We start from the raw sequence: 24,778 nt of genomic DNA, 5'->3' as shown, positions 1-24,778 counted from the left end.
AAATATTCCTCAGATCCGCAAGCCGAACCTGATGCCATCGTAGATGGCGGCATGGATGTTGCGTGAGGCGACTGCGTCGCCGATGCGGAAGAGCACGAAGCCACTCCGCGGATTGCGCACCGGAAAGATGTCGCCGCCATTGATCAGTTTTTCGTAATCGATCGCGCCGGCGTTCTTCGACAGCGGCTTCAGCGCCAGATAGAGATCGTCGAGCGGCAGCGTGCCATGCTCGACCACCACCTGGTCGACCCGCCGCTCGCCGCGCCAGCCATCGGCAAAGTCGGAGGCGAGCTCGGCGATCAGCTGGTTGCCCTCGCGCCGCACCGAACGCAGCCGTGTGTTGATGGTCACCGTGACACCCTTTTCCTGAAAAGCGCGCATGTAGGGCACATGGTTCATGCCGCCCATTTCCGGGGCGAAGAAGCGCTCTGGTGAAACCAGCTCCAGCCTGGCGCCGCTATTGGCGATCAGTTCGGCAGCACCCATGCCTTGATGGCCGCCATTGTCGTCATAGAGCAGTACATTCTCGGCCGGCTTGACGCTGCCGGCCATGATGTCCCAGCTCGAAGTGACGAGATCGTCGCCCGCCGTCAGAGGCGGGTTCTGCGGCACGCCGCCGGTGGCGATCACCACCACGTCGGGCGACAGCGCCAGCACGTCGTCCTTCTCCGCCCAGGTATCGTAGCGGATCTCGACAGCGAGCCGGTCGAGTTCGGCCAGACGCCAGTCGATGATGCCGATCAATTCCTTGCGGCGCGGGTTCTGCGTTGCCAGCCGCACCTGGCCGCCGGCCTGGCTCGATGCTTCCAGCACCGTCACCTGGTGCCCGCGTTCGGCAGCGACGCGCGCTGCCTCCAGCCCGCCGACGCCGGCGCCGACGACGACCACCTTCCGCTTCGGTCCCTCGGTTTTCGGGATGATATGCGGGATATCAGCCTCGCGGCCTGTCGCCGCATTGTGGATGCACAGCGCCTCGCCGCCCTCATAGATGCGGTCGAGGCAGTAGGTTGCGCCGACGCAAGGACGGATCTCGTGCTCGCGGCCCTCCATCACTTTTTTGACGATGTGCGGGTCGGCGATATGGGCGCGGGTCATGCCGACCATGTCGAGCTTGCCGGTGGCGATGGCGTGACGCGCGGTGGCGACGTCGGAAATCCGCGCCGCATGGAAGGTCGGGAATTTGGTCGCCGCCCTGATCTCGCCGGCAAAGTCGAGATGCGGCGACGACCGCATGCCGGTCACCGGAATGACTTTTGTCAGCGCGGCATCAGTCTCGATCGAGCCACGGATGATGTTGAGGAAATCGACCTTGCCGGAGCCGGCCAGCCGCCTGGCGATTTCGACGCCTTCCTGTTTCGACAGGCCTTTCTCGAAATCCTCGTCGGCGACCATGCGGATGCCGACGACGAACTTTTCGCCGACCGCGGCACGCACCGCATCGAGCACCATGCCGGTGAAGCGCAGCCGGTTGTCGAGCGAGCCGCCGAAATCGTCGTCGCGCTGGTTGGTGGCCGGCGACCAGAAGCCGTCCATCAGGTGGCCATAGGCCTCGAATTCGATGCCATCGAGACCGGCTGCCTGGCAGCGCTGGGCGGCCGCCGCATAGTCGGCGACGATGCGCTCGATATCCCAGTCCTCGATGATCTTGGGAAAGGCGCGATGCGCCGGTTCGCGCACCGGCGAAGCCGACAGGACCGGCAGCCAGTCGGCCTTGTTCCAACCGGTGCGGCGGCCGAGATGGGTGATCTGTATCATCACCTTGCAATCGTGCTCGTGGCAGGCATCGGTAAGCTCGGCGAGCCATGGCACGATGCGGTCCTCATAGACATGCAGATTGCCAAAAGCGGCCGGGCTGTCGCGCGAGACGATCGCCGAACCGGCGGTCATGGTCAGCGCCATGCCGCCCTTGGCCTTTTCGGCATGGTAGAGCCGGTACCGCTCCTTTGGCATGCCGTCCTCGGAATAGGCCGGCTCATGGCTGGTCGACATCACCCGGTTCTTCAGCGTCAGATGCTTGAGCTGATAGGGCTGGAGGAGCGGGTCGTTGCTAGTCATCGTCTTCCTGCTGTTTCAAATTGTGCTATTGAGCGGCAAATTTTTGTTTTTACGCATGTCGCTATCCCAAAATCGCTGCGCAGTTTTGGGCGACATGCAGCAAGGAACCTGCTCATGACCGATACGAAAAACCTCACCCAGCTCGGCACCAACGTCGAGGCGCCACAGAGCCCTGAAGCGGCAGTCCTGGAAACCGTGCCGTTTTCGCGCGGCGACGGCCCGCCGGCCATCGTTCGCTTCACCTGCCCGGAATTCACTTCGCTCTGCCCGGTCACCGGCCAGCCGGACTTCGCCCATATCGTCATCGATTACGCGCCCGATGCGCTGCTGGTGGAATCGAAGTCGCTCAAGCTGTTCATGACCTCGTTTCGCAACCATGGCGCCTTCCACGAAGAATGCACCGTCATGATCGGCCGCCGCATCATCGCCGCGACCAAGCCATTGTGGTTGCGCATTGGCGGCTACTGGTATCCGCGCGGCGGCATTCCGATCGACGTGTTCTGGCAAACCGGCGCACCGCCGGAAGGTGTGTGGCTGCCCGACACCGGCGTCGCCCCCTATCGCGGGCGCGGGTGAGCCTGAGTTTCTGAGGAAAATACGTTGCATCAGTTGAGCGGGAGCCGCCGGTAGCGGCCGGGATTGTTCGGGTCGCTGAAATGGCCCATCGGCCCGTGTTCGGCGAAGTGGCCCGCCCAGCGCTTCATCGCAGCCGGATCGAGTTCGACGCCCAGCCCGTCACCCTCCGGCACGCGCACCGTATTGCCCGTCTGGCGGAAAGGACCGTCCTTGATGACATCGCCGATCTGCCAGCGAAACAGCGACTGCGATGCTTCGGTGATCCACGGTGTCGCCGCCACGACGTGCAGATAAGCCGATGTCATGATGCCGAGATCGTTCGAATAGCACCAGAACCCCTTGCCCATCGCCTCACAGGCGGCGATGAATTTCAGAGTTTTCGACAATCCGCCGAGTGCTGCGAAATTGCAGACGAAGTAATCCGGCGCACCGAGCGCGACTGCCCGTCTGAGATCCGGGATGTGCGTGGAGAACGGAATGCGCGAATGCTGGCGCAGCGCTGCCATCTCCTCGAAGGTCGCGACCGGATCCTCGTAATTGCGGATGTTGAACGGCTCGATCTCGCGCAGTACCCAGCGCGCTGTGGTCAGCGACCACTGCATGTTGGAATCGAGTTTGATCTGCGCCTTGTCGCCAAGCGCCTCGCGCAGCATGCGCACTGTCCTGATCTCGAGCTCGGGATCGCCCATGATCAGCTTGCCCTCGAAGATCGTCGAGCCGTGCTGTTCTCGCATGCCGAGACAGTAGTCGACGATCGCTTCGGCGGTCATCTCGCCGCCGGCTCCGCCTTGAGCGGGGCGAAAGGCGAAATATTCCGAAAACGGAATGTCCTTGCGCACCGCGCCGCCGAGCAGCTTATAGAGCGGCATGCCGAAGACCTTGCCTCTTATATCCCACAGCGCCAGTTCGACGGCGCCGAACGCCACCGCGGCTGCGTTCTCGCCGGTGTTGGCGGTGATCTGCCAGGGCGGCACACAGCGCGCCTCGCAGTCGGCGATGTCGAGCGGATCGGCGCCAATCAGCGCCGGCGCGATCTCGGCCTTGATCACCTCGCCGAAATGCCACCATGGCGCCTCGCCCAGTCCGACCACGCCTTCGTCCGTCTCGACCTCGACGATCGATTTCGAGGCGCCGCCGTAGAGACCAGCCGTCCACCAGAACGGAGCATCGAGCGGGACGTTGACGTGGGTGACGCGGATGTTGCTGATCTTCATCGGTTCCGTTCTCACTCACACTGGTATTGGCTTAGCGCCCATTCGCCGGTCACCGAGAGCAGGTCCGATATTTTCCAGTCGCCGTCGACCTTTTTGAACTTCCATTCCAGCCGGTGCGGACCGCCGGAGACGACGAAGGCGACGACGACCTTGGCCTCGTCGCCGTTGACCGCTTCGATGGTCTTCAGGCTCTTGTCGATCTCCGCCTTGTCGTATTCGGCATTGTCGAGCGCCATGTTGGGATCGAGGCACTCGCCCTGCCCCGACTTCCGCAGCGCGTCGCTCTTGTCGAGCACCGACTTTGCCGGGTCGGTGAAATGGCCCCGCTGAGCCGGATCGACCTCGAGCCCGGCATGCTCGTAGAACGGCTTCACCACCGCCGTCGGCGAGCCCGGCTGCACGGGTGCGGCCGGCGCGTTTTCTGCCGGCGGCAAAACTGCCGGCGGAGGTGCCGCACTGTCGGCTGGAGCGCCCAACAAGCCCTGAGCGGCGACGCTGCTCAATCCAGCCAGCAGCCACGCAGTCGCCAGAACCCAGGGACGGCAGCGGAGCACGGCATCACTCCGGGGGCTGCCCGGCCAGGCATTCGAGGGCACTCAGCGTCCAGCCGCTGGTCTTCGAGGTGATGTCGGCGATCTTCCACTGGCCGTCGACCTTTTTCAACGACCAGACCATTTCGCGTTTGGAATCATCGCCTTCTGGGAAAAGGTTGAACGTCGCCGTCACCTCGGCGCTGTCGCCATTGAGCGTTTCAGCCAGGGTCAGCGTCTTGGCCACGGTCTTCTCGTCATAGTCCTGCGCATCGAGACCAGGGGCGAAGTCGATGCAGGGAACTTCATCCGGATGGTTCTTTGCCGCATTGTCGTTCAGTTCGAACAGTTTCGTGACTGGCGCGGTGAAGCGGTCGCGATATTGCGCATCGGCCTCGAATTTGACCGACGGGACATAGAAGAACTTCACGGCGTTGGCAGCAGGGCCGGCAAACGCGGCCGCCGGCAAGGCCATCGAAAGCGCGGCAACAAAAAGTGGCAGTTTCATGCGTGTCCCCGATTGTTCACTGACGGAAGCCATCAGTACCACGCATCTTGCCCGTCGGCTTTCTTGCGGTCCATGAAATCCTGCAACGCGTCCTCTGCCGGCACCTCAGGCGTTCAGCCAGACGTTCTGGAGATCCATCTCGAAGGTTTGGTGGACACCGTAGTTCTTCACCTTCTCGTTCATGTGGCTGAACAGCTTCTGCCAAAACGGCTGAATGATGACGCCCGAATCCTGCAGGATCTGCTCGATGTCCTTCATGACCTCGCGGCGCTTCTCGACGTCGATCAGCGAGAGAGCCTGCTTGAGCTTGGCATCGAAATCAGGGTTCGAGTAGCCGGTTTCGTTCCAGGCCTCGCCGGTGCGATAGCCGAGCGCCAGCACCTGGACGCCAAGCGGGCGCATGTACCAGATGGTCATCGAATAGGGGTATTTCGTCCAGTCGTTCCAGAAGGTCGAACCCGGCAGCACGGTGCGCTTCACCTTGATCCCGGCATCGCGCAACTGGCCGGCAATAGCGTCGCCGGTGTTCTTTTGCCAATCGTCCTCGACGGTGATCAGTTCATGCTCGAAGTCGGCCTGCCCGGCCTCCGCCATCAGCTTCCTGGCCCCCGCGGCGTCGCGTGTCTTCTTGGGCAGCGCATAGTATTCCGGATGAATCGGGCTGACGTGGTGGTTTTCACCAACAGTGCCTCGCCCGGCATAGCCAAGTTCGAGCACCGCCTGGTTGTCGACGGCCATCTGCAGGGCGTTGCGAACCCGCTTGTCGTCATAGGGCTTGTTCGTGATGTTGGTCCGGGCGACGAGCGTGGTCGCTGTCGCGACCTCCGATTTGACCAGCCCCATCTTGTCGAGAATGTCTATGAAGTCGGCCGGCGTCTCGAAGTTGAGATCGATTTCGCCGGAGTCGAATGCATTTATCGAGGCGTTGAAATCGGTTCCGTAGTCGATGAATTCGACGCCGTCGAGAAGCGCTTCACCGCCCCACCACTTGCCAGTCTCACGGCGCTTGACGACCGCTTTCTGGCCGACCGCATAGGACACCAGTTCGAACGGCCCGGTGCCAATCGGCTTCTCGATCGGATTGGCGCCATCGGCGTCGAAGTTGCGATGGACCACGAGCGCCGGATAGTCGGTGAAGTTCGGGATCAGCGAGATGTCCGGTTCGTTCAGCTTCAGCTTCACCGTGTTGTCGTCGACCTTGGTGATCGCCCCTTCCCTGGCCTTGCCGGTCTTTGCATCGATCAGCGCACCAACGCGCGCGGCCATGGAGTTGCCGGCGGCAGCCTTTTCGCACCAGCGCGTCAGATTATAGGCCACATCATCGGCGCTGAAAGCATCGCCGTTGTTCCAGGTTATGCCCTTGCGCACATGCAGCACGTATTCGGTGGCATCGTCATTGACGTCCCAGCTTTCGAGCAGAACCGGCTCGAATGTGAACTGACGCGTGTAGCGAACAAGCGGTTCGAGCCAGCTGCGGGTGATGTTTGCCATCTCTACCCAGTCGTAAGTGCGCGGATCCTTTTGTGCCTTCACCGACATCGAAACGTGCAGCGTGCCGCCTTTCTTCGGCTCTTCAGCCAAAGCCCGCTGCGGCACGGCAAGGCCGATCATGCCGTAGGCAAAGGCCGTCGATGCGCCGAAGGCGCTTGCCAGAGCCAGAAACTCGCGCCGATCCACACGACCTGCACGAGCCTCGCTGGCCATCGCTTCGATGGCGCTCGGTACGCGATCACCGTTGCTTCTGAAGAGTGACATTTTTTCCTCCGTTATGGTTCCCATCGGGTCTTCGCCCGTTATCAACTAACGCTGTCCGGCAGTTTCTCCTCGCGCCGCGCAATCAAATCTTTGAGACCATCGGCGATGCCCTCATCGAGCTTCGGCTCCTCGTAGTCGGCGAGCATGTTGCGCGCTTTCTCGCGGCCGCGGGTGTCGTGGTCCTTTGCTCCTTCCGCCTTCCACTGTTCGAACGAATTGAAGTCCATGATGCTCGGTATGAAGAAGGCGGACTCGAAATGTTCGAGCGTGTGCTGGGTGCCAAGGAAATGGCCCTGCGGTCCGACCTCGCGGATCGCCGCCATAGCCTCCTTGAAATCGTCGAATGGCAGCCCGCCAGCATATTTGTACCAGCCGACAAGCTGCTCGCAGTCAGTCGCAAATTTCGAATAGCCGCAGGTCAGGCCGGCCTCGAGCCAACCGGCGGAGTGCCAGATGTAGTTGGCGCCGGCAAGGATGGCCGCATGCATCAGCATGTTCGCCTCGTAGCCCGCCTGGGCGTCGTTCAGCTTCGAGCCGACATGGAAGCCGGACGTGCGCCACGGCAGCCGATACTTCCGCGCCAGCGCGCCCATGAGATACATCATCTGGGCCGCCTCCGGCGTGCCGCCCATGGGAGCGCCGGTCTTCATGTCGACCGTCACCATGAACTGTCCGTAGATCTGCGGCGAACCCGGACGCAATAGCTGTGTGAACGCGACGCCCGCCAGCGCTTCGGCATTGACCTGCGCGACCGCACCCACGGCAGAGGCCGAAGTCGAGGCGCCGCAAAGGGCGAAGGGCGCGAGGATCAGCGGCTGGTTGTGGCGCGCATAGACTTTCATCGCGTCCAGCATGGTGGCATCCCAGACCAGCGGCGAATTGCAGTTGGTGATGGCCACCAGGACTGGGTTGTCGCGGACATAGTCCTCGCCGAACACGATACCTGCCATCGCCATCGTGTCTTCGGCTCGATCCTTGGAGGTCACGATGCCCATGAACGGCTTGTCGGAGTGCTTCAGCGCCGAATGGATGATGTGGAGGTGACGCTTCGGCACCGCGATTTCCATCGGCTCGCAAATGATCGAGCTCGACGAATGCAGCGCCGGCGCCATATAGGCGAGCTTGTGGAAATTGTTGAGGTCGGCGAGTGTGCCGTAGCGCCTGTTGTTGTCGAGGTCGCGCACGTAAGGCGCCCCGTACATCGGCACGAAGATGGAGTTGTTTCCACCCACACGTACGGAACGCTGGGGATTCCTCGCATTGAGCGTGAACTCCGACGGGACCTTCGATACGAGGTCCATCAGCAGGGCGCGGTCGATGCGGACCCTTGTCTCCGAGACATCGGCGCCCGCCGCCTTCCACATTGCGATCGCCTCGTCGTCGCGGAACTCGCATCCCACCTCTTCGAGGATGGAGAGCGACTCCTGGTGGATGAGCTCCACCGCCTCGTCCGGGACCATCTGATACACCGGAATCTTGCGAACCAGGGTCGGAAATGACGCTACGGGAGCTCCCCGCAGCGCCTTGCGCCCCAGGCGGCCACCCGCGCGACGATTGGTGTGTTCGCTCACTTCAACGGCCGGTGCGTTCATGGAGGCTCCATATTCCTGTTGGTGACCAATCTAGCCAGACAAAATGCAGCTGTGACGCTGGAAAATCCTGATCTCTTGTATAAGCTCAGCTTATGCGAAACTTACGCCACCTACTGCCGTCGGCCGGCAGCCTGATCGTCTTCGAGGCCGCCGGGCGGCTGTCGAGCTTTACCGCCGCCGGGCGCGAGCTCGGCATGACGCAGGCTGCCGTTTCCTATGCGATCCGTGGGCTCGAAGAGCAGCTCGGCGCGAAACTCTTCCAGCGCCGCCACCGGCAAGTCAGCCTTACCGAGGCCGGCGACCGCTTCCATGCCGACGTCTCGCTCGGCCTGTCGCACATCCGCAAGTCGGCGGAAGACCTGCGCCAGATCGCCGTCGGCGCTCATGTGACGCTCGCCGCCTCGACCGCCTTCGCCTCATTCTGGATGATGCCGCGCCTGCAGCAGTTTCGCGACGAACTGCCGGGCATCGACCTGCGCATCCAGACCGCCGACCGCGATCTCGACATCATCGCCGAGGATATCCCGCTCGGTGTCCGCGGCGGCGAGCCCAGGGAATGGCCGGATTATCATTCGCTGCCGCTGGCCGATGAAGTGATATTCCCAGTTGCCGGCGCGAGCTACGTGGCGCGATTCGGGCTGCCGGAAAGCGTCGCGGACCTTCAATCGCACCGCCTCATCCATCTCGAAGAGCCGTTTCGCGAGGCCGCCAGCTGGGACGAATGGTTCGCCTCGGCCGGTGTCGATATCGCCGATGCCGGACGGGGTCTACGCATCAACGACTATGCGCTGGTGATCCAGGCAGTCATGGAGGGGCAAGGTATCGCGCTCGGCTGGGGTCACCTCGCCGAGCGGCTGCTGGCATCGGGGCTGCTGGTGCGCATCACCGGCCACACGATGACGACCGGCAAGGGCTTTCATGTCATCTGGTCGAAAAACCGCGAGCTCAGCGAGAACGCCCGCAAGGTGCGGGACTGGCTGGCGGCGCAGGCATGAGATCCCACGGTGACCGGTCACACCGTCACGACGATCTTGCCGAATTGTTCGTTGGATTCGAGATAACGGTGCGCCTCGACGATCTGGTCGAAGGGAAAGGTTCTGGCGATTGCCGGCTTCAGCGAACCCGAGATCAATCCATCAAGGATGAACGTCTTGGCGGCCTGCAGCCGGACCGGATCGCGGATGATCTCGTGGACGAGATAACCGCGCAGCGTCAGTGTCTTTGCCAGCACTGCAGGTAGCGGAAAAGGTGTCGGGTCGAGGCTCAAGCCGCCATATTCGATGAGAATGCCACCCGGAGCCATCGCTGCCGTCAGAGGCTCGAAGATCGGCCCGCCGACGGCGTCGAACACCACGCGCACGCCGTCCGGGCCGGCGATTTCCTTCAGCCTGGCTTCCAGATGCTCCTCTGCCGAGGCGATGACGTGGGTCGCGCCGAACTCAAGCAGAGCCCGCTTCTTGGCAGATGTCCGTGTGACCGCGATCGGGGTCGCGCCAATCATGTTGGCGATCTGGATCGCCGCAAGTCCGACGCTGCTCGAGGCCGCGGTAATGACAACAAAGTCCTCGCTTTGGAGGTTGGCAATGTCGATCAGCGCACCGCAGGCCGTGAGATATTGCATCCATGCTGCGGCGGCTTCTTCCCAACTCAGCGATGGTGGATGCTTGACGACGAGCTCGGCGGGATATGTGGCAATCTCACCATAGGCAGGCCAGCGGGCCATCGACAATGGCGGCACCACGCTGACGGCATCGCCCGGCGCAAACCCGTCCACGCCTTCACCGACCATCTCGACGATACCCGCCGCCTCGAGCCCAAGACCGGAAGGCAACGGCGCGGTCTGGATATATCTGCCTGAACGCAGCAGCGCCTCGGCCCGGTTGAGGCCCAACGCCTTGACACGGATCTGGACCTCGCCCCGCCCAGGCGCGGACATGTCGACATTCTCGATGCGCAGAACCTCGGGACCACCCAGCTCATAAAAACGAACGACACGTGCCATCGGTCACGACTCCAAAATATTTGAACTGAATGTGCTATGCCAGCGGCGATCAGGCGGATAAATAGCCGTTTGAGTAGATCAGCAGAAACTGTGGGTTTTGAATATGGATCGCCTTACTAGCATGGCCGTGTTCGTCAAAGCCGTCGACCTGGGCTCGTTCGCAGCCGCGGCGGCCGCTCTCGATCTGTCTGGGCCGATGGTCGGCAAGCATGTCCGGTTTCTCGAGGAGCGCCTGGGCGTGCGCCTCATCAACCGGACCACGCGCCGCCAAAGCCTGACGGATTTCGGGCGCGCCTATTATGAACGCTGCCGGCTGGTGCTTGCTGAAGCGGAGGCCGCGGATGCGTTGGCGGCCGACCAGCTTGCCGAGCCGCGCGGAAAGCTGCGTGTCCTCATGCCGATGCATTTCGGCCGGCGCTGCGTTGCCCCGATCCTGTTCGGGCTTGCGCAGCAATATCCCGCGCTGGAACTTGACCTATCGTTCAGCGATGCCATCGCCGACCTCGCCGAGGATGGCTGCGACTTCGCTGTCCGCACGGGCGATCTGGAGGACCAGACCGGGGTGATAGCGCGTCGCATCGCGCGCCAGCACATGGTCGTCTGCGCGTCGCCGCCCTATCTCGACAGGCACGGCCAGCCGCAGCAGATAGATGACCTCGGCAGCCATCATGCGATCATATACCGCCGTTCCGGGCGTGCCGTTCAGCCGTGGCTGTTTCCGCGCAACGGCCAGCCCGCGATGGAGGTTAAGCCCGTCGGCAGATTATGGCTCGACGATCTCGATGCCATCGCCGATGCCGCGGCCGCCGGCATGGGGCTCGCCTGGTTGCCATACTGGCTGGTTCGCGAGCGCATTCAGGCGGGTGTACTTGTCCCGCTGTTGCCGGAACAGCCGAAGTTTCTCTATGATGTCCATGCGCTGTGGTTGCAGACGCCACATCTGCCGATGAAAGTCCGCCTTGCCGTCGACGCACTGGCGGCAGCGCTGCCCAAGCTCATGAGTTGAAGGCACGGTCGCGGTCAGCTGCGCGGATTTCCTCAATTCCGCCCTCCCGCATCGGCCACGAATCCGCCTATAGTGCCCCATGCCCATCCGCCAGCTTTCCGAAACGATGATCAACCAGATCGCCGCCGGCGAAGTCATCGAGCGTCCGGCAAGCGTGGTCAAGGAACTGGTCGAGAATGCACTCGACGCCGGCGCGACGCGCATCGAGATCGTCACCGCCGGTGGCGGGCTGAACCTGATCCGGGTCAGCGACGACGGCTCGGGCATTCCAGAAAAGGAACTGGCGCTGGCGATCGCGCGCCATTGCACCTCGAAGCTCGCCGACAACATTCACGACATCCGCTCGCTCGGCTTCCGCGGCGAGGCCTTGCCGTCGATCGGCTCGGTGGCGCGGCTGTCGATCCGCTCGCGCACCGCGTCCAGTGAAAACGCCGCCGAGATCGGCATCGACGGCGGCCGCGTCTCCGCCGTCAGGCCGGCGGCGGCCAATCGCGGCACCACGGTCGAGGTGCGCGACCTGTTCTTCGCCACGCCCGCAAGGCTCAAATTCATGAAGGGCGAGCGCGCCGAAAGCTCGGCCATCGGCGATGTGGTCAAGCGCATCGCCATTGCCTTCCCCGCCGTGCGCTTCACGCTGGCCGGCCCGGACCGCTCGACGCTGGAACTGCCGGCGACCGACGACAGCCCGGAAGGCCGGCTGCGCCGGGTGGCGCAGGTGATGGGCGCCGACTTTCCCGACAATGCGATCGCCATCGACGCGGTGCGGGACGGCGTGCATCTCGCCGGCCATGTCTCGGTCCCCTCCTTCACCCGCGCCAACGCGCTGCAGCAATACGCCTATGTCAACGGCCGCCCGGTGCGTGACAAACTGATCGCCGGCTCCATTCGCGGCGCTTTCGCCGACGTGCTGCCGCGCGACCGCCACGCGGTCACCGTGCTGTTCCTGACGCTCGACCCGGCGATCGTAGACGTCAATGTCCATCCGGCCAAGGCAGACGTGCGCTTCCGCGACCCGGGGCTGGTGCGCGGGCTGATCGTCGGCGCCATCCGCGAAGCGCTGGCCAATGCCGGCATCCGCGCCGCCACCACCGGGGCCGCCGGCATGATGGCAGCGTTCCGGCCAGGCGCGGCATCCTATGCGCATGGCGGCCCGGCCAACGGTCATCGTAGCTACGAGGCCGCTTACCGGGCCTCCGGCTTTGCCGGGTTCGATCCTGGCCGCTCGCCACAGCGGCCGCTCGATATGGGCGGCGGGTTCGGCGAGGACGAGCAGGCGGCCTTCGACGCCGGACCGCTGCACAGCGCCGATGCGCGGGCCGGGCAAAACGAAGCGGCGGAGACGCTGCTCGGCACGGCGCTGGGCGCGGCGCGCGCGCAAGTGCACGAGAACTATATCGTCGCCCAGACCAGGGATTCGCTTGTCATCGTCGACCAGCATGCGGCGCATGAGCGGCTGGTCTACGAGGCCTTGAAGAACGCCCTCCACTCACGCGCGGTGCCGTCGCAGATGCTGCTGCTGCCGGAGATTGTCGACCTGCCGGAAGAGGATGCCGAGCGGCTCGCCACGCATTCCGAGACGCTGGCCCGCTTCGGCCTCGGCATCGAGCGCTTCGGCCCCGGCGCCGTCGCGGTGCGCGAGACGCCGTCGATGCTCGGCGAGACCAACGTCCAGCAGTTAGTGCGCGACCTCGCCGACGAGATCGCCGACAACGACACGCTCGACACGCTGAAGGAGCGGCTGGACAAAATAGCCGCGACCATGGCCTGCCACGGCTCGGTACGTTCCGGCCGCCTGCTCAAACCGGAAGAGATGAACGCGCTGCTGCGCCAGATGGAGGCAACGCCGGGCTCCGGCACCTGCAATCACGGCCGCCCGACCTATATCGAACTCAAGCTTGCCGATATCGAGCGGTTGTTCGGGCGGCGATAAGGAACTCGCAGGGCGCAGGCCCCCACCCGGACCTTCGGTCCGACCTCCCCACAAGGGGGAGGTAGGGAGCCTAGCCGCCGACGTCTCGCGAGGAGCTTACCTTCCCCCTTGTGGGGAGGGTCGCTGCGAAGCAGCGGGGTGGGGGTACGAAAAGAGCCGCTGCATAGCGGCTCTTTTCGAGTCAAGAGACAGCCCCAACCCTCTGAATCACCTCTTCAAATTCACCACGATGACGCCGCCCAGCGCCAGTGCGCCGCCGATTATGCCGAGCAGCGTCGGCACCTCGCCCAGCCAGAAGAAGCCGATCAGCGTCGCCACCGGCGACACCAGATAAAGGAAGTTCGAGGCGCGCGCGGCGGGCAGCCGGGAAAGCGCTGTTGCCCAGGCGGCATAGGCAATCAGGCTGGGTATGATGCCGAGAAAGATGACCGCGCCGAGCCCGGCCGTATCGGCGACCGCCGCCTGCGCCAGACCGCTCGGCAGGAACGGCGACAGGCAGAGCGCGCCAAGCACCATGTTCGAGGCCGAGATCGTCAGCGGGTGATGGCGACCAAACAGCGGCTTCTGAACGATGGTGTTGACGGCCGAGCACAGCGCCGAGCCGAGGACAAGCAGCGCACCGCTGTTGAAATGCAGCCCTTGCCCCTCGCCCATGGCGATGATGCCGATTCCGGCGAAGGACAGGAATGTGCCGGCCCAGGCCAGGCCTGAGAAGCGTTCGCCGAGCAGCGCCATGGCCATGATGGCGGTGAAGATCGGGCTGACATTGATGATGAAGCCGGCCGCACCGGCCGAAACGGTCAGTTCGCCGAAATTGAGCATCACCGTGTAGAGCGCGACGAAGACGGCACCACCGAAGACAAAGCGCCAGAGTTCGTCAAGCCTGGGCAGCGCCGGCCGCTTGACCGCGAGGAAGATCGCCGCCGGAACCGCGGCGATGGCAAAGCGCAGCGCGCCGAGTTCCAGCGGCCCGAAGGCGGCAAGGCCGGCGCGGATCGCCGGAAAGGCGGAGGCCCAGCCGATCACCGTCAGCGCCACCGCGATGGCCGCCGTGGCATCCATGCGCTGTGTCGTATTCAACGTGCCGGTGTAAGCGCTCATCTCGGTGTCCTCGCGATCCAATGCCATGAAGTAGAGAAACGCTATTGTGGGCCGGTTGACAAACGAACAAATCGAGGATCACCTGTGACTATGGATCACAGCTCAGACTCGATGCTGCCGCTTGAAACGCTGCGCGCCTTCGACGCCGCGGCACGCACCGGCAGCTTTTCGGCGGCGGCCGAGAAGCTCAACATCACCCATGGCGCCGTCAGCCGGCAGATCGCCAAGCTCGAGGGCTGGCTCGGGCTAAAAGTCTTCGATCGCGGCGCGCGCGGCGTCTCGCTGACCGTCGAGGGCAATCGCCTGCATCTGCGCACCACGGAAGCCTTCGCCCTGATCGCCAGCAATTCGGATCGCTGGGTCGAGCCGCGCGGCACGGCGGTGGTGCGGCTGACCTCGATCCCCTCGGTCAGCGGGCTGTGGTTGATGCCGCGCATGGCGGCGCTGGAGAACCACCCGTCCAAGCTGCGTATCGTGCTCGATGTCGACATCCGCCAGGGCGATCTTGCTGACGAGGGCATCGACCTGTCGATCCGCTGCGGGCGCGGTCGCATTCCGGGCCGGATCTCGGTGCAGCTTTTCGAAGAATATGTGTTCCCGGTCGCCTCGCCGGAATTGGCCAGGGAGATCGGCCGCGGCGATCCTGCCCGGCTGCTCAACTATCCGGTGATCAACGATTCCGACGCTTCGGCGTGGCGCGCCTGGTTTGCGGCGCAGGAGATGGACTATCGGCCGCGGCCGCACGACCGCCGTTTCGAGGATTACAACCTCGTGCTCGACGCCGCCGCGCACGGGCTCGGCATTGCGCTGGCGCGTCCGCCATTGACGGTGGACCAATTGAAGTCGGGCCGCATCGTCGCCGTAGACGAGCGCAGTGCGCTGAGCCCGATATCCTACTGGCTCGACCGGCCGCTGGGGCGCCCGCGCACTGCTGCCGCCGAACTCGCCCGGCGCATCGCGGTCCAGGCCGGGCTGCCAGCGGAGAAGATCGAAGAGTTTGTCATCGCCGAAGAATGAGATGCCTAAGGCGCGTCGCGTTCGACCGGCCTCATGCGATGTGCTTCAGGTTCTTGTGTTTATGCGTGTCGAGTAAAACCGCTGCACACTTTTGCGCGACATGCATTGGCATCCGCTTTGCCGGCTTGTTCGAGCAAGTGTCACCAGAAACAGAACCAGGCAAGGCCAACCAAGCTTGACCTCGCCGCAATTTGTGGCGATGACATCGTCATGAATTTCGGCACCACCCTATGATGAACCGTTTCGAAGGCCCCGGCGGCAAGGAAGCCCGCATCCGCTATCTCGATGGCGACTTCCAGGTGACCAGCCCCGGCGCCTTCGTGCGCTGCGCGGTGACCGGCGAGAGCATCCCGCTCGACGAGCTCAAATACTGGAGTGTCGCCAGGCAGGAACCCTATCTGAATGCCGCCGCCTCGCTGCGCCGCGAGATCGAAGCGCATCCGGAACTGCGCCGCCGACGCTAGTCTGGCGCAAATGGAAGCCGCCCCGTTGCGATCCTTCGCGCCCGCTCTGCCGCTGCGTCAGGCCGACAACACCGAACCCTGAAAGGTTATCTTGAAATAAAAAACCCGCCTCGGGGCTCGAGGGCGGGTCGTCGGTGAATCATCACCATACCGATATTAGTAGCATAGCTGCCGGCACAAAACAAGAACAAAATACGCTCGACCGGCGGAAAGATGCAAATTCCAGTCCCCGCATCGGCTTGGTGCTCAGCTGGCTAGTGAGCCCCTCAGCCGGCGCTGCCGCCAGGCATCCAGCGTCTCGTCGATAATACGTTGCGGCACATGGTCGAGCTCGAAGACGGTGTCGATCTCCAGCACGTCAAGCCGGTCGAGGAATTCCGGCGGGGCTGCGCCGTGACGCAGGCGGGCAGCGTCCTTGGCGGTGGTAATGAGGCCAAGCCCGGCTTTACGTGCCGTCGCCGCCAATTCGGCCAGCTCGTCCGCACTGTAGAAATGATGGTCAGGAAATGGTCGGGTCAGCGCAAGCTCGCCGCCGGCCTCCCTTACGGTGTCGAAAAACCTGTCGGGATGGCCAATGCCGGCGAACGCCAGGAACCGCCTGCCGGCCAGCGTCACCTTGCTGCTCGGCGCAGTATGCGCCTCGAAGATCGGCCTGCCGGCGCGCGCTGCCTGGCGCACGACAGTGTCGGCCGCGATGCCCTCGCCCATCTTCAGCAAGGCGCTGGTGAAGACCAGTTGGTCGACGATGTTTGCCCGCAGCGGCCCGCCGGGGATGACGCGGCCATTGCCGATGCCATGGCGCGCGTCGACGACGACGAGCGCATAGTCGATGTGGATGCGCGCGCTCTGAAAACCGTCATCCATGATCAGGAAATCGCAGCCGAGCTTCTCCAGCAGAAGCCTGGCGCCGGCGGCCCGGTTCGGCGTCACCGCGACCGGCGCGTGTTCGGCCAGAAGCAGCGGCTCGTCGCCGACATGCTTGGCGGCGTCGTGGTGCGGGTCGACGATATGCGGCTGCGCGAAGGAGCCACCATGGCCGCGCGACAAAAAACCCGGATTGAGCTGCATGCGCCGGGCCTGCTCGGCCAATGCGATCGCCACCGGCGTCTTGCCGGTGCCGCCGACGGTGAGGTTGCCGACGCAGAGCACCGGCGCCTCGACTTTTTCGCGCGGCGCGTGCCGCATGCGGCGACCGGCGACGAGCGCATAGATGGCGGAGAGCGGCGACAGCGCCATGACCCGCCAGTCCGGCTCTTCCCACCAGAAGGGTGGCGCTTCCGAGGTCACGTCAGCGCCCGTTCGCGCCCTTCAGGCGCGACTTGACGACCAGCGGCTGGATATAGGGCTCGAGCGACCTGAGCGTATGTGCCAGCGCACCGCGCATCTCGTCGACGGTCGCCGCACCCGCCGCCATCATCTCATGGCGGGCCGCCTCGTTGGTCAAAAGGAAATTGACGGCGCCGGCCAGCATATCGCGGTCGCGCACCAGCTTGGCGCCGCCACTGTCGAGCAGGCGCTGATAGGCCTCGCGAAAATTCTGGACGTTGCGACCGGCAAGCACCGCTGTCTCCAGCATCGCCGGTTCCAGCGGGTTCTGGCCGCCCTCGGAAGTCAGCGAACGGCCGACAAAGGCGATTTCCGTCAGCCTCAGATAAAGCCCCATCTCGCCGATCGTGTCGCCGAGCAGAATATCGGTGTCGGCGGTGATCCTGTCGCCCTTGCTGCGCTGCGCCAGCTTCAGGCCCATGCCGGAAATCTGCGCGGCCAGCTGCCCGGCGCGATCGGGATGGCGCGGCACGATGATCGTCAAAAGCCCGTGGTGGCGCTTGTGCAGCATGGCGTGAACTTCGGCGGCGACCGCCTCTTCGCCGTCATGGGTCGATATCGCCGCCCAGGTCGGGCGGCCGCCGATCTGGCGCTTCAGCGCCGCCAGTGCCCGTTCGTCGGCCGGCGGCGGCGCGGTGTCGACCTTGAGATTGCCGGACACGGTGACCGGCCTGGCGCCGAGCGAAAGGAAGCGCTCGCCATCGATATCCGACTGGGCGACGACATGGGCGAGATTTTCGAACAAGGCTTCCGCGATGTTAGCGCGCTTCTTCCAGGATTTGAAGGAGCGGTCGGACAGCCTGCCGTTGACCAGGACCTGCGGCACGCGGCGGGCGCCGAGTTCCAGGATGGTCATCGGCCAGATCTCCGATTCGGCGATGATCGCCAGGTCCGGCCGCCAATGGTCGAGGAAGCGGCTGACCGCCGGCTTGAGGTCGAGCGGCACATATTGGTGGATGATGCGGTCGCCCAGCCGTTCTTCGGCGACCTGCGCCGAGGTGACGGTGCCTGTCGTCAGCACGATGTTGACGCCGTAATCGAGAATGCTCTCGACCAGCGGCACGACGGCGATGGTCTCGCCGACGCTGGCTGCATGGATCCAGATCACCGGGCCCTCGGGCCGCTCGCGTCCGGCGACGCCGTAGCGCTCGCGCCGGCGAATGCGGTCCTCCTTGCCTCTGGACGTGCGCCAGGCGACGTAAGTTCCGACCAGCGGGTAGGCAGCGGCCCCGGCGAAACGGTACGCCGTCAGGAAGGCGCGCGCCCAGCGCATACTCATTTCGGACCGTCCACAAGGCGATAGGCCTCGGCGGTCGCGGCATTGAGCGAGGCCGTAACCTCCTGGCGCTTGCGTTCCATTTCCGCGGCGTCGGCGTTGGCCGGCACGAAGACAGGCGTGCCGACGACAATCGAGGAGCGGCCGAAGGGCAGGTTGATCGTCGTCTTATCCCAGCTGCCCTCGATCACCTTGCGGCGGCTCGTGGCTATCGCGGCAGGCAGGATCGGCCGGCCGGACAGCCGCGCCAGAAGGACGACACCGAGCCCTGCATCGCGCGGCGTGCCGTGAGGAATATCAGCAATCATGGCGACATTCTTGCCGGTGGCGAGCGACTTTTTGAGGGCGATGAGCGCCTTGGCGCCGCCCTTGTCGAGATGCCTTGCGCTTTCGCGCCCGCCAGAGCCACGCACCGCCTCGATGCCGAATTTCTCGACCATCAGCGCGTTGAGCTCGGCATCGGCGCTGCGCGACACCATGGCAACCAGCGGCCGTCCCTTGGGATAATAGGCCGGGGTCAGCAGATGCTGGCCGTGCCAGAGCGCGATAATTCCGGGCTCGAGCTGCGCATAGGCGCCGCCGGAAAACTTCGCCGATCCGTCGACCATGCGGTTGGTCAGGCGGACAAGGCGGACGAAATACGCAAACAGAGCGGCAAGCGCATTCTTGACGAATCGCGACTGCGCCAGCGGTTCGCGGATCTTGCGCCAGAACGTCTTCGGCTTGCGACGTCTGACCGCCGACCGCGGGGCCGATCGCTTGACCGCTTCATGGTTCATCGATGTCAACCGGCAGCCTTGTTTTCGGGATCGAGCAGGCGGTGCAGGTGAACGACGAAGTAACGCATATGGGCATTGTCGACGCTGGCTTGCGCCTTGGCCTTCCAGACGGCGTGCGCCGATTGGTAGTCCGGATAGATGCCGACAACATCGAGCGCGTCGAGGTCGCGGAATTCGGTGCCGCCCAGCTTCTTGAGTTCGCCGCCGAACACCAGGTGCAAAAGCTGTTTCTTTCCGTCTTCAGCGGCCATGTCGATCCTTCACATATCGTGAGTTTGGGACAGGTCTAGACCAAAGCCGCCGACTTTGGAACTATTGATAGTGGTCAATTGTCCAGCCCGGCGATGACGCCGGCGAGCACGGTGAGGAGTTCGCCGCTGCCGGCGGCGAGCGGTCCGTGACGGATCACTTCGCCGGCATAGAGCGGCGCGCGGCCATGCCGATCGAGCAAGGCGCCGCCTGCCTCGCGCAGGATGAGATCGGCCGCGGCGATGTCCCAGTCATGCGCGTTGGCCTTGACGAAGGTGGCGTCGAGCTGGCCGCCGGCGATTATCGCCAGCCGGTAGGCGAGCGAAGGAATATAGGGCACCCGCCTCAGCCGCTTATGCCATTTCGCCGGCATCAGGTCGATCATCGCCTTCGGTCCGGCGATTTCGGCCGTTTCCGCCGGCGGACGCACGCTGATGCGCTTGCCGTTCAGGAACGCGCCCTCACCCGGCAGTGCCCAATAGATTTCGCCTTTCGCCGGGCAGTCGAGCACGCCGGCGAGCGTTCGGCCGTTCTCGACCACCGCGACGCTGACGCACCATGTGGGCAGCCCTTCGAGGAAGCCACGCGTGCCGTCGATCGGATCGACGACGAAGGTGCGGCGCGCGACAAGCCTTACCGGGTCGTCGACGGTTTCCTCCGACAGCCAGCCATAATCCGGCCGGGCCGCCAGCAAGGTCTCGCGCAGATATTTGTCGGCGGCGTGATCGGCTTCGCTGACCGGCGAGGTGCCGCCCTTCATCCACACCTGCGGATTGTTGTTGAAGTACTGCATGGCGATGAGCCCCGCCTCGCGGGCAGCGTCGCGCAGCAACTGCAGGTCTTCAGTTGCGCCGGCCGAGACGGCCGGATCAAGCTCCGGCAAGGGTCATTCCTTCGATCAAAAGCGTGGGCGCGGCGGTGCCGAAATTGCGGTCGAGATCGCTCGCCGGAACCATGTTGAGGAACATCGTTTTCAAATTGGAAGCGATGGTCACCTCGGCAACGGGATAGGCCAGCTCGCCGTTTTCGATCCAGAAGCCGGACGCGCCGCGGCTATATTCGCCCGTCACCATGTCGACGCCCTGGCCGAACACTTCGGTGACGTAGAAGCCGGTCTTGAGCGACTTGATCAGCTCTTCCGGCGTATTTTCCCCGGGCTCGATCGCGAGATTGGTCGACGATGGCGAGACCGACGAGCCGCGGCGCGAGCCGCGCCCATTGGTGACGAGACCGAGTTCCCGAGCCGCCGAAGTCGACAGGAACCAGTGGTTGAGCACGCCCTTGTCAACCATGAACAGTTTTTCGCCCTCGACGCCTTCGCCGTCGAACGGGCGCGACGCCTGTCCACGGCGCCGGAGCGGCTCGTCGGTGACGGTGATTGCGGCCGAAGCCACCTTCTTGCCCATCATGTCGCGCAGAAAGCTGGTCTTGCGCGCCACCGCGGCGCCATTGATGGCACCGGCGAGATGGCCGGCAATGCCGCGCGCGACGCGCGGATCGAACACCACGTCAACCGGCCCGGTCGCAGCCTTCCGCGCGCCAATGCGGCGGACAGCGCGCTCACCGGCCTTGCGGCCGATGTCTTCCGGCGCGTCGAGATCGGAAAAGTGCTGGCGCGAGGAGAATTCGTAATCGCGCTCCATGCCGGTGCCCTCGCCGGCGATCACGCTGGTCGAGCGCGAAAAACGCGAGGCGACGTAATGGCCGACGAAGCCGTGCGAAGTGGCGAGCACCAGCCCGCCGAGCCCGGCACTGGCACCGCTGCCGGCCGAATTGGTGACGCCCTTGACCGCAAGCGCCGCCGCTTCGGCGGCAAGGGCTGCTTCCTTCAATTGGTCCGCCGATACCTCCGTGGCATCGAACAGATCAAGGTCGCGCGGCTTCTTGACCAGCAGGACCGGATCGGCGAGCCCCTGATAGGGATCCTCGGGCGACACCTTGGCCATGGCGACGGCGCGCTCGGCCAGCATATTGGGATCGGATGCCGCCGTTGCCGAAACACTCGCCACCCGTTTGCCGACAAAGACGCGCAGCGAGACGTCCTCGCTCTCGGACGCTTCGGTGCCTTCGACCTTGCCGAGCCGCACCGACACGCCGGTCGAACGGCCGCGCACCGCAACCGCATCGGCGGCATCGGCGCCGGCCCGTTTGGCAGCCTCGACCAGGGCCGCGACGCGGTCGGTCAGTTTCGCTGCGTCAAGCGTATCGGTCATGCGCATAATCCCGTTATTGGCGGCCGGCTGAAGGGCAGCCGCTGCTGCACCATCTATTGTCCCGATGCGGCTTCTGCAATGGGAGAAGCGGACAATCAGGAGGCATCTAGCCCCAGGTCGGCGCGACCGATCTAGAGCTGGTGCGTCCTTCTGGACGAACAAAGGACGGCTTAGATCTTTTGATTTTGCACCTACGCCGGCCTGATCGGAAACAGACTCCTGATCTCAACCCGAAGGCGAAATGTTCGATTGATCAGGCGTGGAAGCGATCAGCCGAAAACGTCGCGACACGCGCTGGATCGCCGCGACCACTGATCAGCTCGGCAACCAGGCGTGCAGTGATCGGCGCGAGTGTCAGGCCGAGGTGGCCGTGACCGAAAGCATGGATCACCCTGGAGCTGCCGCGCGACGGGCCGATGACCGGGCGGGAATCCGGCAGCGACGGCCGGAACCCGAGCCATTCAGATGAAGGCTGGCCGAGTTGTGGAAAGAACTGCCTGACACCGCGATCGAGCAGCGCCAGCCGGCGCGCACTTGCCGGCGCTGCAAGCCCGCCGAGCTCGACAGTTCCGGCGACACGCAGCCGGCCGTTCATCGGCGTCATGTAGAAGCCGAGATCGACAGGGCAGACCGGACGATGGAGCAGAGGCGCTTCGGTCGGGAATTCGAGATGATAACCGCGTTCGGTTTCGAGCGGGATCCTGTCGCCGGCCTGCATGGCCAACGCCCGCGATTGCGCGCCCGCGGCGATGACCACCGTGTTCGCCTTGACCCGAAAGCCGGAACCGCTGAGCCTGACACCGTCCGCCTCGACCCGCAGTCCGGTTATCTCAGCCTGCGCTACCGAAACGCCGCGGTCGGTCGCGGCATCGAGCAGCCGCCGCATGAGCGTCTTGGGATCGGTGACATTCATCGAGTCCGGGAAGTACAGACCGCTGGCCCCGGTCGCGGGCAAGCCAGGCTCCAGCGCGGCGATCTTTTCAGGCGTCAGAACCTCTTGATGGACGCCAAACCCGGCGCGCAGCGCCCTGCCCCCGGCGGCCTTGGCGAAATCGCTGTCGCGACGATACAGGTAGAGACAGCCGTTGCGGCGCAGCAGGTCTGCCATGTCAGACTCCTTCGCCATCTCCTCCCAAGCCGGCAGGGCCTCAGCCAGAAGCCCGGCGAGCGCCAGCGCATTGGCTCGGGTGGCCGCCGGAAGCGACTGCCGCACGAATTGAACCAGCCATGGCGCAAGCTGCAACAGCGCCGGCCAGCGCAAGGAAAAAGGGCTTTCGGGATCGAGAAGCAGCTTTGGCAGCGCGCGCAGCACAGCCGGATTGCCGACCGGCATGCAGGCATATTCGGCAATCGTTCCGGCATTGCCGAAGGAGGCGCCGGAGCCCGGCTCATTGGGGTCGATGAGCAGGACTTCGCGACCCTCAACTGCGACCCGGAGTGCCGTCGCAAGTCCGACAACGCCGGCACCGACAATGGCGATTTCGACCGTTTCCGACGCTGCCATCATTAGATCCTAGACGAAGCCAGGCAATTGCAGATGGCCGGCCGATAGCAATTCGGCCATCGAGTTCAGGGCCGTGCGCAGATCGTCGAGCGAGCGCGCGGCGCCGACATTGATGCGCACGCCGTGCTGTACCGGCTCGCGCCCAACCGCGAAGGCATCACCCGGGAGCACGGCAACGCCACGTTCCAGGCAGGTGCGAGCGAAACCCGCGCCCCGCCACGGCTCCGGAAGGCGCAGCCAGGCATGCGTCGAAGTGGGGTGGTTCTGGACATCGTAGCGGCCGAGGATTTCGGTGAGGATGGCCTGGCGCTGGCGAAGCTCCTGCTTCTGCGTTTCTATGATGCGCGCCGCCAGGCCCTCTTCTATCAGCCGCGCGCCGATCAGCGCCGTCAAGGGACTGATGCTCCAGCAGTTGATGCGCAACGCCGCTGCGACCTGGCCGGCTATGGCGCGTGGCGCGATCACAAAACCGAGGCGCAGCCCTGGGGCAAGGCATTTCGACAAGGCGCCGACGTGAACCGTCAATTCGGACTCGAGGCTGGCAAGCGATGGGGGGGGATTGTCTGCCAGGGGGCGGTAGACGTCATCTTCGATGATGAGGACGTTGTGGCGGCGGGCGACAGCTACCAGCTCGTGCCGGCGCTCCTCGGATAGTGTGATGGTCGTCGGGTTGTGCAGGGTCGGCACCAGGAAGACCGCGCGTGGGCGGAGCTGCGCGCAGGCCGCGTCGAACGCGTCGGCCCGCATGCCGCCACGGTCCATCGCGACGCCTCTGAGGTCGAGCCCATGCACCCGGCACAGCGCGTTGATGCCCTGATAGGTCACTTCGTCGGCGAGCACGACCTCGCCCTGCCTGGTCACCGCGCCAAGCACGCAATCCAGCCCATGCTGGGCGCCCGCCGCCAGCACCACGCGGCCGGGATCGCCTTCCCCCGCCACCGGTCGCATCCACTCGGCGATTGCCGTCCTCGCCCAAAGCGGCCCCTCCGGCGGATGATAGTCCTGAAGCGTGGCATAGTGCCGGTCCTTCGACAGGCGCGGCAGCAGCAGCCCGAGCGCGTCGAGATAGGCCGAGGTCGCAGGTCTGTTGACGGAGAGGTCGATTACGCCGGTGTCGTCGCTCGGCGCCGACACGAAACCTGGCCTTTCGCCGCCGTTGCGTGCAGCCACCGTTGTGCCGCGTCCGGGCCGCGCTTCGAGCAGGCCGCGCTGCTGCAGCGTCGACAGTGCGCGCGTCACCGTGGTGACATTGATGCCCAGTGCGCGGGCGATCTCGCGCTGCGGCGGCAGCCGGTCTCCAACCGCAAGTGTGCCGGCCGTGATCCGTTCGGCAATAGCGTCGGCAAGGCGCCGGTAGACCGGGCCTTCATCCGAGGCGAGTTGCAGGTCCTGAAGCATGCGGATTGGCGGATTCGGTGTGTTGACGCTCTGGCTACCGGCGCATCTAGCATAAGACAATGCTCCGGACAATAGCACTTGTCCGGTACATATTTCCAAAATCCGGCTGAAAAATCTCACACAATCCCGAACAAAGCCGCTTGACGGCCAAACTTGTCTGCATCTATGGTCCTTTAGCGATTGATTGTGTGAGCATACAAGTTTGGTTTGCCGCCATTGTGCGGCAGCGTCATGCGAGACCGATACATGAACGGCAAGCACCACCTCGTTTCGACAAGCAGCT

At 64.4% G+C, this 24,778-nt stretch carries 22 protein-coding genes; 6 read left to right on the top strand and 16 right to left on the bottom strand.

The window, feature by feature from the left end:
- Positions 1-9: 9 nt before the first annotated feature.
- On the bottom strand, positions 10-2,055 hold the full coding sequence (locus NKJ40_RS06910) for an oxidoreductase (protein WP_352465448.1): 2,046 nt from the start codon (positions 2,053-2,055) through the stop codon (positions 10-12).
- 114 nt (positions 2,056-2,169) lie between these two features.
- On the opposite strand from NKJ40_RS06910, the gene queF reads away from it, so the two are divergent.
- Positions 2,170-2,631, top strand: a complete 462-nt coding sequence (gene queF, locus NKJ40_RS06905) for a preQ(1) synthase (RefSeq protein WP_023674394.1) — start codon at positions 2,170-2,172, stop codon at positions 2,629-2,631.
- 29 nt (positions 2,632-2,660) lie between these two features.
- On the opposite strand, the gene NKJ40_RS06900 is transcribed toward queF, so the two are convergent.
- From NKJ40_RS06900 to NKJ40_RS06880, 5 genes are all read right to left on the bottom strand, one after another.
- Positions 2,661-3,845 carry a mandelate racemase/muconate lactonizing enzyme family protein gene (locus NKJ40_RS06900; protein WP_352465447.1) on the bottom strand — a complete coding sequence of 395 codons (1,185 nt, stop codon included), beginning with the start codon at positions 3,843-3,845 and terminating at the stop codon, positions 2,661-2,663.
- 11 nt (positions 3,846-3,856) lie between these two features.
- Complete coding sequence (locus tag NKJ40_RS06895; protein ID WP_352465446.1) at positions 3,857-4,399, bottom strand: hypothetical protein; 543 nt, start codon at positions 4,397-4,399, stop codon at positions 3,857-3,859.
- 4 nt (positions 4,400-4,403) lie between these two features.
- A complete protein-coding gene (locus NKJ40_RS06890) occupies positions 4,404-4,883 on the bottom strand; it encodes a DUF3828 domain-containing protein (protein WP_292656262.1) in 480 nt (159 codons plus the stop codon).
- Between the two features lie 105 nt (positions 4,884-4,988).
- Positions 4,989-6,638 carry an ABC transporter substrate-binding protein gene (locus NKJ40_RS06885; RefSeq protein ID WP_352465445.1) on the bottom strand — a complete coding sequence of 550 codons (1,650 nt, stop codon included), beginning with the start codon at positions 6,636-6,638 and terminating at the stop codon, positions 4,989-4,991.
- A gap of 41 nt (positions 6,639-6,679) precedes the next feature.
- Complete coding sequence (locus NKJ40_RS06880) at positions 6,680-8,230, bottom strand: trimethylamine methyltransferase family protein (RefSeq protein ID WP_352465444.1); 1,551 nt, start codon at positions 8,228-8,230, stop codon at positions 6,680-6,682.
- Positions 8,231-8,322: 92 nt separating this feature from the next.
- On the opposite strand from NKJ40_RS06880, the gene NKJ40_RS06875 reads away from it, so the two are divergent.
- The gene (locus NKJ40_RS06875; RefSeq protein ID WP_352465443.1) at positions 8,323-9,225 is read left to right on the top strand and encodes a LysR substrate-binding domain-containing protein; all 903 of its coding nucleotides are present in this window, start codon (positions 8,323-8,325) and stop codon (positions 9,223-9,225) included.
- Between the two features lie 17 nt (positions 9,226-9,242).
- Here the strand turns inward: NKJ40_RS06875 and NKJ40_RS06870 are convergent, their stop codons facing one another.
- Positions 9,243-10,232, bottom strand: coding sequence for a zinc-dependent alcohol dehydrogenase family protein (locus NKJ40_RS06870; RefSeq protein WP_352465442.1), 990 nt, complete (start codon positions 10,230-10,232; stop codon positions 9,243-9,245).
- Positions 10,233-10,335: 103 nt separating this feature from the next.
- On the opposite strand from NKJ40_RS06870, the gene NKJ40_RS06865 reads away from it, so the two are divergent.
- Positions 10,336-11,238: a LysR family transcriptional regulator gene (locus NKJ40_RS06865; protein ID WP_352465441.1), complete on the top strand. Its 903-nt coding sequence runs from the start codon at positions 10,336-10,338 to the stop codon at positions 11,236-11,238.
- 79 nt (positions 11,239-11,317) lie between these two features.
- Positions 11,318-13,168, top strand: coding sequence for a DNA mismatch repair endonuclease MutL (mutL, locus tag NKJ40_RS06860; RefSeq protein ID WP_352465440.1), 1,851 nt, complete (start codon positions 11,318-11,320; stop codon positions 13,166-13,168).
- 207 nt (positions 13,169-13,375) lie between these two features.
- On the opposite strand, the gene NKJ40_RS06855 is transcribed toward mutL, so the two are convergent.
- Positions 13,376-14,269: a DMT family transporter gene (locus tag NKJ40_RS06855; RefSeq protein WP_352465439.1), complete on the bottom strand. Its 894-nt coding sequence runs from the start codon at positions 14,267-14,269 to the stop codon at positions 13,376-13,378.
- 90 nt (positions 14,270-14,359) lie between these two features.
- Here NKJ40_RS06855 and NKJ40_RS06850 point away from each other — a divergent pair, with 90 nt between their 5' ends.
- Both NKJ40_RS06850 and NKJ40_RS06845 read left to right on the top strand, forming a co-directional pair.
- Positions 14,360-15,286, top strand: coding sequence for a LysR substrate-binding domain-containing protein (locus NKJ40_RS06850; RefSeq protein WP_352465438.1), 927 nt, complete (start codon positions 14,360-14,362; stop codon positions 15,284-15,286).
- 230 nt (positions 15,287-15,516) lie between these two features.
- The gene (locus NKJ40_RS06845) at positions 15,517-15,750 is read left to right on the top strand and encodes a DUF2093 domain-containing protein (protein WP_031193470.1); all 234 of its coding nucleotides are present in this window, start codon (positions 15,517-15,519) and stop codon (positions 15,748-15,750) included.
- 246 nt (positions 15,751-15,996) lie between these two features.
- Here the strand turns inward: NKJ40_RS06845 and lpxK are convergent, their stop codons facing one another.
- From lpxK to NKJ40_RS06805, 8 genes are all read right to left on the bottom strand, one after another.
- Entirely contained in the window at positions 15,997-17,037 is a 1,041-nt protein-coding gene (gene lpxK, locus NKJ40_RS06840) for a tetraacyldisaccharide 4'-kinase (RefSeq protein ID WP_352465437.1), read from the bottom strand.
- A 1-nt stretch (position 17,038) separates the two neighbouring features.
- Positions 17,039-18,355, bottom strand: coding sequence for a lipid IV(A) 3-deoxy-D-manno-octulosonic acid transferase (gene waaA / locus NKJ40_RS06835; RefSeq protein ID WP_352465436.1), 1,317 nt, complete (start codon positions 18,353-18,355; stop codon positions 17,039-17,041).
- Positions 18,352-19,131 (bottom strand): lysophospholipid acyltransferase family protein, encoded by a 780-nt coding sequence (locus tag NKJ40_RS06830; RefSeq protein ID WP_352465435.1) that lies wholly within the window; start codon positions 19,129-19,131, stop codon positions 18,352-18,354. The genes waaA and NKJ40_RS06830 overlap by 4 nt, the downstream gene beginning before the upstream one ends.
- A gap of 5 nt (positions 19,132-19,136) precedes the next feature.
- Positions 19,137-19,382: a DUF4170 domain-containing protein gene (locus NKJ40_RS06825; protein WP_023717165.1), complete on the bottom strand. Its 246-nt coding sequence runs from the start codon at positions 19,380-19,382 to the stop codon at positions 19,137-19,139.
- A 74-nt stretch (positions 19,383-19,456) separates the two neighbouring features.
- Positions 19,457-20,263 carry a 3'(2'),5'-bisphosphate nucleotidase CysQ gene (locus NKJ40_RS06820; protein ID WP_352465434.1) on the bottom strand — a complete coding sequence of 269 codons (807 nt, stop codon included), beginning with the start codon at positions 20,261-20,263 and terminating at the stop codon, positions 19,457-19,459.
- Complete coding sequence (locus NKJ40_RS06815; protein WP_352465433.1) at positions 20,250-21,593, bottom strand: TldD/PmbA family protein; 1,344 nt, start codon at positions 21,591-21,593, stop codon at positions 20,250-20,252. Before NKJ40_RS06815 ends, NKJ40_RS06820 begins: the two co-directional genes overlap by 14 nt.
- 253 nt (positions 21,594-21,846) lie before the next feature.
- Positions 21,847-23,097 carry an NAD(P)/FAD-dependent oxidoreductase gene (locus NKJ40_RS06810; RefSeq protein ID WP_352465432.1) on the bottom strand — a complete coding sequence of 417 codons (1,251 nt, stop codon included), beginning with the start codon at positions 23,095-23,097 and terminating at the stop codon, positions 21,847-21,849.
- Between the two features lie 9 nt (positions 23,098-23,106).
- Entirely contained in the window at positions 23,107-24,495 is a 1,389-nt protein-coding gene (locus NKJ40_RS06805) for an aminotransferase-like domain-containing protein (RefSeq protein WP_352465431.1), read from the bottom strand.
- Positions 24,496-24,778: the final 283 nt, after the last annotated feature.

Origin of the sequence: Mesorhizobium sp. M0119 (assembly GCF_040322615.1) — a bacterium.
GTDB lineage: Bacteria > Pseudomonadota > Alphaproteobacteria > Rhizobiales > Rhizobiaceae > Mesorhizobium.
This window is presented reverse-complemented; position numbering and strand designations above follow the sequence as displayed.

Coding starts and splice junctions, on each gene's coding strand:
- NKJ40_RS06850 (WP_352465438.1), top strand. CDS start 14,360: ATGGATCACAGCTCAGACTCGATGCTGCCGCTTGAAACGCTGCGCGCC.
- NKJ40_RS06810 (WP_352465432.1), bottom strand. CDS start 23,097: ATGGCAGCGTCGGAAACGGTCGAAATCGCCATTGTCGGTGCCGGCGTT.
- NKJ40_RS06855 (WP_352465439.1), bottom strand. CDS start 14,269: ATGAGCGCTTACACCGGCACGTTGAATACGACACAGCGCATGGATGCC.
- NKJ40_RS06825 (WP_023717165.1), bottom strand. CDS start 19,382: ATGGCCGCTGAAGACGGAAAGAAACAGCTTTTGCACCTGGTGTTCGGC.
- NKJ40_RS06875 (WP_352465443.1), top strand. CDS start 8,323: ATGCGAAACTTACGCCACCTACTGCCGTCGGCCGGCAGCCTGATCGTC.
- NKJ40_RS06890 (WP_292656262.1), bottom strand. CDS start 4,883: ATGAAACTGCCACTTTTTGTTGCCGCGCTTTCGATGGCCTTGCCGGCG.
- queF (WP_023674394.1), top strand. CDS start 2,170: ATGACCGATACGAAAAACCTCACCCAGCTCGGCACCAACGTCGAGGCG.
- NKJ40_RS06870 (WP_352465442.1), bottom strand. CDS start 10,232: ATGGCACGTGTCGTTCGTTTTTATGAGCTGGGTGGTCCCGAGGTTCTG.
- NKJ40_RS06830 (WP_352465435.1), bottom strand. CDS start 19,131: ATGAACCATGAAGCGGTCAAGCGATCGGCCCCGCGGTCGGCGGTCAGA.
- NKJ40_RS06885 (WP_352465445.1), bottom strand. CDS start 6,638: ATGTCACTCTTCAGAAGCAACGGTGATCGCGTACCGAGCGCCATCGAA.
- waaA (WP_352465436.1), bottom strand. CDS start 18,355: ATGAGTATGCGCTGGGCGCGCGCCTTCCTGACGGCGTACCGTTTCGCC.
- NKJ40_RS06880 (WP_352465444.1), bottom strand. CDS start 8,230: ATGAACGCACCGGCCGTTGAAGTGAGCGAACACACCAATCGTCGCGCG.
- NKJ40_RS06865 (WP_352465441.1), top strand. CDS start 10,336: ATGGATCGCCTTACTAGCATGGCCGTGTTCGTCAAAGCCGTCGACCTG.
- NKJ40_RS06805 (WP_352465431.1), bottom strand. CDS start 24,495: ATGCTTCAGGACCTGCAACTCGCCTCGGATGAAGGCCCGGTCTACCGG.
- NKJ40_RS06900 (WP_352465447.1), bottom strand. CDS start 3,845: ATGAAGATCAGCAACATCCGCGTCACCCACGTCAACGTCCCGCTCGAT.
- NKJ40_RS06845 (WP_031193470.1), top strand. CDS start 15,517: ATGATGAACCGTTTCGAAGGCCCCGGCGGCAAGGAAGCCCGCATCCGC.
- NKJ40_RS06910 (WP_352465448.1), bottom strand. CDS start 2,055: ATGACTAGCAACGACCCGCTCCTCCAGCCCTATCAGCTCAAGCATCTG.
- mutL (WP_352465440.1), top strand. CDS start 11,318: ATGCCCATCCGCCAGCTTTCCGAAACGATGATCAACCAGATCGCCGCC.
- NKJ40_RS06815 (WP_352465433.1), bottom strand. CDS start 21,593: ATGACCGATACGCTTGACGCAGCGAAACTGACCGACCGCGTCGCGGCC.